Origin of the sequence: Staphylococcus sp. Marseille-Q1834 (genome assembly GCF_916858875.1) — a bacterium.
Lineage (GTDB): Bacteria > Bacillota > Bacilli > Staphylococcales > Staphylococcaceae > Staphylococcus > Staphylococcus pragensis.
Genome location: NZ_CAKASN010000001.1, coordinates 1,661,961 through 1,674,000 on the forward strand (window position 1 = coordinate 1,661,961; position 12,040 = coordinate 1,674,000).

A 12,040-nucleotide genomic window follows, 5' to 3' on the forward strand; every position below is an offset into this window, starting at 1 on the left:
ATATTAATAAGCAATCTTTTTAATAAATAAAAGTATAAAAAATTAAATTAGTTAAATGGTTCAATAAGTTATAAAACTTATATTCTTTAAAAGAATACATTTTTGTTGTGAAATTATTTGCAATAATTTGTTTATACAGTGTAAAATAAATAATATTGGAAGGAGGAAAGTATAGTAACAAACTAAAGCGCCAGGACAAAGTATTATTTATTAATGATTAAGAATTAAATATGAGAATTCTTATAGATAAATCAATCACTTTGTAGACGAGGAGAATAGTCATCGAGTAAATCGGCGGATGCTATTCCGGATGCGACACATTCGTGAGCTTATTATTAAAACATTTAGGCAACTAAATGCACAAAAATAATAAGAATGTCTATCTTTATCAAACAAAAATAGAAATAAAAAATGGCAAAAAGGTTAAGTAAATATTGAGAAATAATGAAGATTAATGATATTACTTGCCTCTAGATAGATACATTTTATAAAACAGATAAAATGATTTGCCATTAATTGACGGAGGAAATTTTTTATGTGCGGAATTGTAGGTTATATTGGTTATGATAATGCTAAGGAATTATTATTATCAGGTATAGAAAAATTAGAATACAGAGGTTATGACTCTGCAGGAATTGCAGTTGCTAATGAAGAGGGTACAACTGTATTTAAAGAAAAAGGTCGTATTGCAGAATTAAGAAAAGTAGCAGACAGCAACGATATCGATGGCCATGTTGGTATTGGTCATACTCGTTGGGCTACACACGGTGTACCAAGTACAGTAAACTCTCATCCACATCAATCAAATAATGAACGTTTTACACTAGTGCATAATGGTGTAATTGAAAACTATGAAGAATTAAAAAATGAATACTTAAAAAATGTTGATTTCAAATCTGAAACAGATACTGAAGTTATCGTTCAATTAGTTGAATTCTTCTCAAATGAAGGTTTAGCAACTGAAGAAGCATTTACTAAAGTAGTATCTTTATTACACGGTTCTTATGCTTTAGGTTTATTAGACAACCAAGATGAAGATACAATTTTCGTTGCTAAAAACAAATCACCTTTATTAGTAGGTGTAGGTGAAGGATTTAACGTTATTGCATCTGATGCTTTAGCAATGATTAAAATTACAAATCAATATAAAGAAATCCATGACCATGAAATTGTTATCGTTAAAAAAGATAGCGTAACTATTAAAGATCAAGAAGGTAATGTACAAGATCGTGAAACTTATACTGCACAAATTGATGCTTCAGATGCAGAAAAAGGTATTTATGATCACTACATGTTAAAAGAAATTAACGAACAACCAGCTGTAATGCGTCGTATTATTCAAGAATATGAAGATGAAAATGGTGATCTTAAAATTGATCCTGAAATCGTTAAAGATGTTACAGCTGCTGACCGTATTTATATTATTGCAGCAGGTACAAGTTACCACGCTGGTTTAGTAGGTAAAGAATATTTAGAAAAATGGGCTGGCGTACCTACTGAAGTACACGTTGCTTCAGAATTCGTTTACAATATGCCTTTACTTTCTGAAAAACCTTTATTCATTTATATTTCTCAATCAGGTGAAACAGCAGATAGCCGTGCTGTATTAGTTGAAACGAATAAACTTGGTCATAAATCATTAACAGTAACAAATGTAGCTGGTTCAACATTATCACGTGAAGCAGACCATACATTATTATTACATGCAGGTCCTGAAATTGCTGTAGCATCTACTAAAGCTTATACAGCTCAAATTGCTGTATTATCTATCCTTTCACAAGTAGTAGCTAAAGAACATGGCCGCAATAATGATATCGATTTATTAAGAGAATTAGCAAAAGTAACAACTGCAATCGAAACAATTGTAGATGATACACCTAAAATGGAACAAATTGCGAAAGATTTCTTAGAAACAACTCGTAACGCTTTCTTCATTGGACGTACAATGGATTATAATGTAAGTTTAGAAGGCGCATTAAAACTTAAAGAAATTTCATATATTCAAGCTGAAGGATTTGCTGGTGGTGAATTAAAACACGGTACAATCGCATTAATTGAAGAAGGTACACCTGTTATTGCTTTAGCAACTCAAGAAAAAGTTAACTTATCAATTCGTGGTAATGTGAAAGAAGTTGTAGCTCGTGGTGCAAATCCATGTATCATTTCTATGGAAGGTTTAGAAAAAGAAGGCGATACGTATGTTATCCCTCATGTACATGAATTATTAACACCATTAGTATCAGTAGTTACATTACAATTAATTTCTTACTATGCTGCATTACACAGAGATTTAGATGTTGATAAACCACGTAACTTAGCTAAATCAGTTACAGTAGAATAATCATTTTTTCAATAACTTTAACTATTTAACAGTCTAATGAGTTATCTCGTTAGGCTGTTTTTTCTATATAGTCTTACTGCTTTAAAAGAAGAAATTGATTTTGAATAATTATCTGAATTGTCTTACAATAAGATTATTGTGAGATGGGGTGTTGTGATGTTAATTTCGTTAGAAAACGTTTGTAAAATGAAACAAGGTAGATTAATTCTTAATCAATTATCGTGGAATATCAAGGAAGGCGATAAATGGGTATTATACGGCTTAAATGGCGCAGGTAAGACTACGCCACTCAATATATTAAATGGATATGAATCAATTTCTGAAGGTACCCTTAATCTTTTTGGTATGAAACCAGGATGTTATGGCTATTCTGCTTCTAAGGTAAGGGAGCAAATAGGTTATGTTTCCTCTAGTTTATTAGAAAAGTTTCAAGAAGGTGAAACGGTAATAGATGTTGTTATAAGTGGTGCATTTAAATCTATAGGCATTTATAAAGAAGTAAATGAAACGTTAGTTAAAGAAGCTGAATCATTGTTACAAATAGTTGGTATGCATGACTTCCAACATCAATTTTTAGGATATCTCTCTACAGGACAACGACAAAAAGTCATGATTGCACGGGCATTGATGAATAATCCTAAAATACTTATTTTAGATGAACCTGCTTCAGGTCTGGATTTTATTGCACGAGAGACACTATTTGCTACCTTAGAACAATTAAATCAAGAATATCCCACACTTTCTATCATTTACGTAACACATTTCATAGAAGAAATTATTCCATTATTTGATAAAATATTTTTACTAAAAGAAGGGAAATGCTTTAAACAAGGAGATATTAACGATATTCTTAATAGTGATATTATGTCTCTAATGTTTAAGACAAACGTAGAAGTTGTAAAATATCATCAACGTTGGAGTCTGTTTTTGAAAAATAATAATTGAAAAATTATACGGAGGGTACATACATAATGACAGAAAAAACTAAAGCTATATTTTTAGATATGGATGGCACAATTTTACATGAAAATAACCAAGCTTCTTTTAAAACAAAAGAAGTTATCGATGCATTAAGAGATAAGGGATTAAAGGTATTTTTAGCTACAGGTCGTTCATATTCTGAAATTGAAAACTTAGTACCTCAAGGATTCAAAGTGGACGGTATTATCAGTTCAAACGGCACTAGTGGAGAAATAGATGGAGAAAACTTATTCCAACATAGTTTATTAACAGATAGTGTTAAGAAGATTGTTAGTTTAGCTCAGCAACAACATATTTATTATGAAGTATTTCCATTTGATAAAATGCGTATTGCTTTAAAAGAAGATAAACAGTGGATGGATGAAATGATTCAAGGAGAAACACCTCCTAATAATGTAAGTGAAAGTGAATGGAAATCACGACGAGATGCAATGGCAGGGAAGATTAATTGGGAAGAAGAAATTGTAGAAGATCAATTCGCTAAAATTTACTTATTCAGTGATAACTTAAATAAAATTACAAACTTTAGAGATGAATTAATACAAAATAAAGTGTTATTAAATATTAGCGTTTCTAATTCATCGAGATTTAATGCTGAGACGATGGCTTATAAAATTGATAAAGGTACAGGGATTAAAGAGATGATTGAACATTTTAAAATTAAACAAGAGGAAACACTTGTTATTGGGGATAGCGATAATGACAGAGCTATGTTTGCTTTTGGTGGATATTGTGTTGCTATGAAGAATGCTCGTCCAGAAATTAAAGAATTAACAGATGATGTGACGTCATTTACGAATGAAGAAGATGGTGCGGCATTATATTTAGAAGAAAAATTCTTAAAATAATGATAAAAAAATCATCGGCAACGATAAGCCGATGATTTTTATTAGACATATATTTTATTTTTTATCTGAGTGATGTTTAACTTTGTCTGTTACCACTTCAGATTGATTTTTAAGTTTATCGTTAACACTTGTAGATTCTTGTCTTTCTTTATGATGTGAATCATCATTAGTAGTGCCTTTTGTTTTCTCATTTTTATCTAATTTTTTATTTTTACGAGGTTTGTTTTGTTTTTCTCCACGTTTTAAGAAATATTGAACAATTCCCATGAGAATAACGAAATAAAGAACAAATCGTAAAACTAAAATGATAACTTCAGCAATAATCATAATCACTTGTGCCGCTTTTTGTGACATATTGGCAGTTGATACTGAGATTAGAGTGCCTAATGGCTGAGTAATAATGATAATTACTAAGTTGATTAAAATAATTGCAATAAAGAATTTTAACCAAGTTTTATTACCATTTTTAATGCCTTTAAAGCCTTCTTTAAAATGATTCATCGCACTTAAATCATTATTTTGAGATAATGATACTGTATAGTTAATCATCCAAATAAAGAAGAACCAATAAACTAATGATAAGATTAGGCCCATAATAATTACAAATATAATTTGTACAGTTAATAAAATTCCTATTGCATGATCAGAAGTACTTACTGATTGTTGCAATGAAGTAAATATTGGGGTTAAAGCTTTATTAAATAAGAAGTTTAAACCCATTGTGATTAGATACATAATGATGTATAACACCATTGAAAGTAGAGCTAAAACAATACTTTTGCTATATTTTCCTTTCTTAAAAGCAAAAAATAAATCTGAAAAACTAACTTTTTCTCTTTTTATTGCTTTAGCCATTACATTAAAAGCACCAGCAAGTAATTGATAACCTACTAATATAAAGAAAAGCAATCCTAAAACAAGTGTTAGAATCATTATAAATAATGATGAACCAGTTGATTGTTGAAATTGTGCTGCTATTTGCATTTGCATAAATGATTGAATAAAGAATGTTCTAGCAACAACAAAAATCGCAAATACAATTAGAAAACTAACTATACTAAATAGGATAGTTTTTAAAATTTGCGATTTAGCATTTTTAAATGCCAAACTATGATAGTTAAACAATATAAGCACTCCTTTACTGTAATATAAACACAATATCAAAATTTACGAGTTTTTTAAATTAATATCTAACAAAATTAAATATTAAGTGTTAAAATGTCCTAATGATTAAATTTGAAGGGAGAATGAACTATGAAATTTGCGATTATTACTGATGTACATGGCAACTTTGATGCGTTACAAACGGTTTTAGATGATATTGATAATAGAGGAGATATTGATAAGATTTATAACTTAGGTGACAATATCGGGATTGGGCATGAAACGAATAAAGTATTAGATGCAATATTTGATCGTGATGATATGGAAATTATTGCTGGAAATCATGACGAAGCGGTCATGTCGTTAGTAAATAATACGCCTTACCCTGAGGATTTAAAAGATAAATTTTTTGAACATCATCAGTGGATTGAAAGTCATATGGATGAAGACTACTTTGACCAATTAAATTTACTTCCTAGAAGAATTGAAACTACAATTTGTGGGAGAAAATTACTATTCATCCATTATGAAATTGAAAATGATAAATTTGAATCAAGAATCGATGAACAACCTTTCAGTCCTATTGTAAATAATGAAAAAGAGAGCATCAAAGCGCTATTTAAAGATAAAGAAGCAGATTTTATAGCATTTGGTCATAATCATCAATTACATTTATATGATGACAATCAAACTATTTATTTTAATCCAGGTTCAGTTGGGCTTAATAATGGCGCTCATACAGTTTATGGGATTGTAACGATTACGGAAAATAAATGCTCAGTAGAAAGAGTAAAACTATCATATGATAATGAAGAATTTCTACAAGGGTTTGATGAAAAGAAAGTACCAGCAAAACAATTGATTTTTGATCAATTTTTATAAGTATAAATTAAGCCGAGTGACGACTATACGATATGTATCGCCACTCGGCTATTATTTTGTTAATTAATGTTCATGAGAATCATGATGATCATGTTCATGGTGTAAACCTGAGCATAGAATAGAATCATCGTGTTTATGTTTAGGTGTTTCAAGTTGAATAGTCATATGCTGAATATTTAAATGACTCAAATCATGTTCTATCTTTTCAAGTATTTGTTCACATTTTTCAACAGTGAGAGATTCGCTAACTACAGCGTGGCAACTTAAAGCATTCATATCATTTGAAATTGTCCATACGTGATAGTCGTGAACATTTTGAATATCTTTGTGTGATGTAATTGTTGAAATCACTTTCTCTAAATCTACATCATTTGGTGTACCTTCCATTAGAATATTTAAAGATGAAAGGGTGATACCGTAGGCACTTTTTAAAATTAATAGAGATACAAGTATACTTGCAATAGGGTCTGCAATAGTGAAATTAAAAGCCCAAATAAGTATAGCGGCAATAATGGCACCCACTGAACCTAATAGGTCACCTAGGACATGTATAAATGCGCCTCGCATATTTAAATTATGTGACGTATCGCCACCTTTAAACATAATGATAGCTACCACAATATTTACAATTAAACCAACGACACTAATAATAAACATTTCAGTTGATTGGACTTCTGGCGGTGTGAAAAATCGTTTTATCGCTTCAACAATGATGATAATACTAATTACAAATAATGTAATTCCATTGAAAAGAGCAGCTAGGACTTCGAAACGTTTATAACCAAATGTTTTAGTTGTAGTAGCATTTTTCTCTGCGTAAATAAAAGCGACTAAAGCTACGCCGAGCGACACGGTATCACTAAACATATGTAGTCCGTCAGAGAGTAGAGCTAAACTATTAGCAAAAAAGCCTCCTATAATTTCGATAACCATAAAGAGACCAATAATAATAAATGAAATTGCTAATATTTTTTTATTGTTTGTATGCACGTGGTTATGCGCATGTGCATGAGAATGAGAATGATTTGCCATTAATGTTCACCTCTTGGATGTTGAGCATGATGGATTGCTTGTTTTAATAAAGTAGAAACATGTTGATCATCAATTGAGTAAATCATAGATTGTCCCTGTCTCGAAGATTTAACAAGATGTGCTTGTTTTAAAATCTTTAACTGATGTGACACATTTGATTGTGATAAATTTAAAGTATGTGTAATGTGTCCCACGCTTGATTCACCTTCTTGTAGTAATTCCATAATTCTTAATCTATTATAATCACTCAACGCTTTAAATATTTCAGTTACTTTAGTTAAAGTTACCTCATTATCTTTATTTTCTGTTGCATGCTCTGGAAAATGAGCAGTCATAATATCACGCCTTAAATATTAATATATGAAAATATCTTCATATATTAATATTATTATCACCCGATTAAAATGTCAAATTGAATAGGGAAGTTTTATTAATCACTTAGAGTGGTATGCATGAATTATAAACATTTCACGAAGGAGGATGAATTTTTTATGAGTATTTTAGTTATTGGTGCAAATGGTGGCGTAGGGTCTAAATTAGTTCAACAATTAAAAGATGATAATATTACTTTCACAGCTGGTGTGCGTAAAGAAGAGCAAGTGTCATCATTAAAAGAACAAAATATTGAAGCTATCTTAGTAGATGTTGAAAAAGATAGCATTGAAGAATTAACAGAAAAATTTAATGAATTTGATAAAGTGATCTTTTCAGTTGGTTCTGGTGGTAGTACTGGCGCTGATAACACAATTATTGTTGATCTAGATGGTGCTGTTAAAGCTATTGAAGCTAGTAAAAAAGCAAATGTTAAACATTTTGTAATGGTTTCTACTTATGACTCAAGACGTGAAGCATTTGATCCTAGTGGTGATTTGAAACCATATACTATTGCTAAACATTATGCAGATAATCACTTAAGAGATTCTGGTGTTACTTATACTATTGTACATCCAGGCGGTTTACAAGACGAAGAGGGAACTGGACAAATTGAAGCGGACTTATACTTTGATGGCAGAGGCGTCATTCCGCGTGAAGATGTAGCAACAGTGTTAAAAGAAGTTGTGACTTCTGAAGATAAATATCAAAATCAAGAATTCCAAATTATAACTGGTAATCAATCTATCCAAGACGCATTATCTCGTTTTCAATAAATAAGTCCTTCTAAATAAGTTTTTTATCGAGTTAAGAGGCTGATACTTCGGCCTCTTACTTTTCATGTTTAAATAACTTCTATTAAAAATACTTCAAAATTGATATAATAAATACATAAGTGACTTTTTAAACAACATCATTTAATATAAATTATTCAGCATAATTTATATTAAAAAAGGTTTATTCATTAGCTTAAATTAAATGTTTTTCTATAATATTTACGGAAATATTTATTATACATACCGAATATTGAATAAGAATTGATAAATAACTATACTACATAACAATTAGGTTTTTAGGGGGGTGTAACGATGCCATTATTTTTAAAGCCAATTTTTCTTGAAAAAGTATGGGGCGGTAACCAATTAAGTCAATTTAACTATGACATACCGAGTGACCATACAGGAGAGTGTTGGGGGATTTCAGCACATCCCAATGGACGTAATATTATTCTTAATGGTCCTTATGCTGGTCAAACATTAGACCAATTGTGGAAGGATCATAGAGAATTGTTTGGGGAATTTCCGAGTAAAGATTTTCCACTTTTATGCAAGTTTGTAGATGCGAAAGCACCGTTATCTATTCATGTGCATCCTGATGATGCGTATGCATATGAATTTGAAAATGGACAATATGGTAAATCAGAATGTTGGTATATTATTGATGCTGAGGAAGATGCAGAAATTATACTTGGAACAACATTGGAAACTAAAGAGGCACTTCAACAGGCAATTGAAAGTGATACATTATTAGATAATTTAAGAAAAGTTAAAGTGAAACCTGGTGAATTTTATTTTATTCCAGCGGGAACGATACATTCTATTGGGTCAGGAATTATAGCTTATGAAACAATGCAATCTTCCGACATTTCTTACCGTTTATATGACTATGATAGAAAACGTAATGATGCTACACAACTTGAAATTCAAAAAGCATTGGATGTAACACAGTTTTTAGCTGAAATACCTAGTGTTATTCCAGAAAACGAAATAATTGAAAATCATAAATGTAGTCATATTGTATCAAACGACTTCTTTACCATGGTGAAATGGGAAGTTAGCGGGACGTTAAATTATATGAAGCCTAGAGAATTTTGTTTAGTATCAGTGTTAGAAGGCGAAGGAAGTATAATTACAGATGGAGAAATCTTTAAGTTAGAAAAAGGTTCCAATTTCATTTTAACTTCTGAAGATTTAGATAGTGTGTTTGAAGGTAATTTTACGTTAATTATCAGTTATATATAGTGAAATTAGTCTAGGAGCGTTTTTATGAAACAATTTCTATACATATCTTTAATTTGTGGCGTAATATCAGGTGTAGGTATATTCTTCAATTTACCTAATTATCCATCACTGGTCATTCCTAGATTAGTATCAATTGTAGGAATCATCAGTGCTATTTTAACCTTTAAAGATAAGAATTTAAGCGCAATGTTAAAATTAGGTGGTATTATGATTAATATTATGCCACTTTTAGGCAGTTTGTTAGTTGTCCGATAATTATGAGAACAAGAGTTTATAATTTGCGTCAGAGCTGTGAAATTATAGATTCTTGTTCTATTTTTTTGTTATAAAATAGTTACAGTAAGATAACTTTCCAAAGAATGATATTCATTTATTGAAAATGATAAAACTTGTTGGTAAACAGATTATTAAATAACTAAAATATGATAGAATAATTTAATAAAAAGCTCACTATGCAACTATCAATATTTAATTTTTTCAAAAATAAAGTAACTTTAATAAAAGTTTAATGATTTAATATACAACTAATGAGTTAATAAAACTAAAATAAAGGAGATTCTAGATGGCAGAAGAAGTAAATTACTTTTGGCTTAATTGTGGTTATACGAGATGGAATCATAATGAGCCTTTAGTAGGGCAAACCACTTTATTTGAATCGGGGGCACAATTTAATCCCACTCAAGGTTTTCGTGCATTCAAAAAGGCGAAACCAGGGGACCAAGTGATTTTTTATCAAGTCCAAACAGATACAGGATTATTAGGAATTGGAGAAATCATTAGTGTTCAAACAGGAGCACAAAATAAAATAAGAGTAGAATTTGAGTTTAATGAAGAATTAAAACCATTAACTACAGACTATTTAAAACGTAGTGAAGTATTAGAATTTCGAATGAATAACATGCGCGAAACTTTAATCAATCAATTAACAAAAGATGAATATGAGTTAATCATCGCTTTAGGTAAAGGACAAGAAAAACTTCCGCGTTATTTCTTCTTATCTGAAACTGAAACATTTGAACCGGGCGAACATTATACTATTTATACGCATACATATAATGGTATCAAACGTAATGGTTATCATTTTTATAATCAGTTAGAAGTTGGGGATAACCTTATCTTTTATAATAAAGACAAAGAACAATCTGTAGTTGGGATAGGTGAAGTTTCTCGCCATATACATGAGAAGCCGCCAATTGCCGGTCGTACAAATAGTACAGCTATCGAAATTTATTATGATAAGAATATCACTCCTGTTACTTTAGGTGCGTTAAACAAGCATCCTAAATTAAAAAATCTTTATTTTCTACAAGAAAATGCTAAACAAGCAATCGCTAGTATGAGTCAAACTCAATATGATGCCATATTGGAAATGAGTGAGAATGACGGTATTAAATCCCCATTTGAAACAATAAGAAAAACTGAATTTGCTACAGATGCGAATGAAGAAAAGATTAAACCGTTTATTCTGTTAGTAGTAGATAAACGTGAGGAAGGATTAAAAGCAGCAAACAATTTACTACAAAAAACAAATGCGAATCCGGTAATTACTAGTGGGCATCCTGATTTTACTGAAGATATGCTATACGGTAAATATTTACCTAATGAAGCAGGCGCTTTATATTATCGTGAAGGATTTATCACTCAATTGATGCCTAAAAATGATAAAAGTTATTTAGTAATCGATAACTTTAATAGAATAGATCCTGATATATTCCAAACATACATTAATGTCTTAGAAGGTTATGAAGTAACATTGCCTAGATATAATAAAGATGGAAATATGGTGAAGTGGTCTCGTAATAAAGATTCATTTTATCACTTCAATCCAAATTGGCATATTATAGGTGTCACTTATGAGCGTCTTGAAGATATTAAACTTAAATATTCTTCACAATTTCTTAAATATACAAGAATTGTCAAAGTAAATCACGATTAAATTTTATGTAACACTATCTAATAGTCAAAGTTCTGTAACTATTAGATGGTGTTTTTTGTGTTTTAAAAAACTTTATTAAAGGAATATAAATATTAAGACTTAGAGGAAGGTGAAATAACATGCCAATCATTTATTATGATGGAAAATGTGTATACTGCTATAACTATTGCATTTGGTTAATTCAACACGGCTTGCCAAAAAGTTATGAATTTACAACTTTAAATAGTGAAGCGGGTAAAAATTTATTCGAACAACATCCTGAAGCTAAAAATAGAAATAGCGTCATATTACAACAAGGCGATCATTTAGAATATAAATCTACAGCAATTGCTACTTTAATTACGAAATTACCTAATTATAGATGGCTAGGTTTTTTAATTAGGGTAGTGCCACTTCCAATTAGAAACTTTGGTTATAACTTATTTGCTAATAATCGTAAAAGAATGTGGAAGACGCATTGGCATCAACCAAATGAATATGAAAAATCTTTCTTCATTAACGATGAAAGGAAATAGTTGATAAA

12 protein-coding genes are annotated in these 12,040 nt (G+C 30.2%); 9 read left to right on the top strand and 3 right to left on the bottom strand.

What is annotated here, in order from left to right; all coding sequences use genetic code 11:
* The first annotated feature begins 535 nt into the window (after positions 1 to 535).
* The 3 genes from glmS (at position 536) to LIX58_RS08245 (ending at position 4,170) form a co-directional block, all read left to right on the top strand.
* A complete protein-coding gene (gene glmS, locus LIX58_RS08235; protein WP_226386240.1) occupies positions 536 to 2,341 on the top strand; it encodes a glutamine--fructose-6-phosphate transaminase (isomerizing) in 1,806 nt (601 codons plus the stop codon).
* Between the two features lie 156 nt (positions 2,342 to 2,497).
* Positions 2,498 to 3,286 carry an ABC transporter ATP-binding protein gene (locus tag LIX58_RS08240; protein WP_154838215.1) on the top strand — a complete coding sequence of 263 codons (789 nt, stop codon included), beginning with the start codon at positions 2,498 to 2,500 and terminating at the stop codon, positions 3,284 to 3,286.
* Positions 3,287 to 3,312: 26 nt separating this feature from the next.
* On the top strand, positions 3,313 to 4,170 hold the full coding sequence (locus LIX58_RS08245) for an HAD family hydrolase (RefSeq protein ID WP_154838216.1): 858 nt from the start codon (positions 3,313 to 3,315) through the stop codon (positions 4,168 to 4,170).
* Between the two features lie 54 nt (positions 4,171 to 4,224).
* On the opposite strand, the gene LIX58_RS08250 is transcribed toward LIX58_RS08245, so the two are convergent.
* Complete coding sequence (locus LIX58_RS08250) at positions 4,225 to 5,295, bottom strand: EscU/YscU/HrcU family type III secretion system export apparatus switch protein (protein ID WP_226386241.1); 1,071 nt, start codon at positions 5,293 to 5,295, stop codon at positions 4,225 to 4,227.
* A gap of 129 nt (positions 5,296 to 5,424) precedes the next feature.
* Here LIX58_RS08250 and LIX58_RS08255 point away from each other — a divergent pair, with 129 nt between their 5' ends.
* Positions 5,425 to 6,156 carry a metallophosphoesterase family protein gene (locus LIX58_RS08255; protein WP_126565744.1) on the top strand — a complete coding sequence of 244 codons (732 nt, stop codon included), beginning with the start codon at positions 5,425 to 5,427 and terminating at the stop codon, positions 6,154 to 6,156.
* A 63-nt stretch (positions 6,157 to 6,219) separates the two neighbouring features.
* Here the strand turns inward: LIX58_RS08255 and czrB are convergent, their stop codons facing one another.
* Positions 6,220 to 7,188 (bottom strand): CDF family zinc efflux transporter CzrB, encoded by a 969-nt coding sequence (gene czrB / locus LIX58_RS08260; protein ID WP_154838218.1) that lies wholly within the window; start codon positions 7,186 to 7,188, stop codon positions 6,220 to 6,222.
* Positions 7,188 to 7,523: an ArsR/SmtB family transcription factor gene (locus LIX58_RS08265; RefSeq protein WP_154838219.1), complete on the bottom strand. Its 336-nt coding sequence runs from the start codon at positions 7,521 to 7,523 to the stop codon at positions 7,188 to 7,190. The genes czrB and LIX58_RS08265 overlap by 1 nt, the downstream gene beginning before the upstream one ends.
* A 156-nt stretch (positions 7,524 to 7,679) precedes the next feature.
* On the opposite strand from LIX58_RS08265, the gene LIX58_RS08270 reads away from it, so the two are divergent.
* The 5 genes from LIX58_RS08270 (at position 7,680) to LIX58_RS08290 (ending at position 12,032) form a co-directional block, all read left to right on the top strand.
* Entirely contained in the window at positions 7,680 to 8,336 is a 657-nt protein-coding gene (locus LIX58_RS08270) for an SDR family oxidoreductase (RefSeq protein ID WP_154838220.1), read from the top strand.
* Positions 8,337 to 8,648: 312 nt separating this feature from the next.
* Positions 8,649 to 9,581 carry a type I phosphomannose isomerase catalytic subunit gene (locus LIX58_RS08275; RefSeq protein ID WP_126565740.1) on the top strand — a complete coding sequence of 311 codons (933 nt, stop codon included), beginning with the start codon at positions 8,649 to 8,651 and terminating at the stop codon, positions 9,579 to 9,581.
* 24 nt (positions 9,582 to 9,605) lie between these two features.
* On the top strand, positions 9,606 to 9,836 hold the full coding sequence (locus LIX58_RS08280; protein WP_126565739.1) for a hypothetical protein: 231 nt from the start codon (positions 9,606 to 9,608) through the stop codon (positions 9,834 to 9,836).
* A 307-nt stretch (positions 9,837 to 10,143) separates the two neighbouring features.
* Positions 10,144 to 11,517 (top strand): EVE domain-containing protein, encoded by a 1,374-nt coding sequence (locus tag LIX58_RS08285; RefSeq protein ID WP_154838222.1) that lies wholly within the window; start codon positions 10,144 to 10,146, stop codon positions 11,515 to 11,517.
* A 119-nt stretch (positions 11,518 to 11,636) separates the two neighbouring features.
* Positions 11,637 to 12,032: a thiol-disulfide oxidoreductase DCC family protein gene (locus LIX58_RS08290; RefSeq protein ID WP_126565737.1), complete on the top strand. Its 396-nt coding sequence runs from the start codon at positions 11,637 to 11,639 to the stop codon at positions 12,030 to 12,032.
* Positions 12,033 to 12,040: the final 8 nt, after the last annotated feature.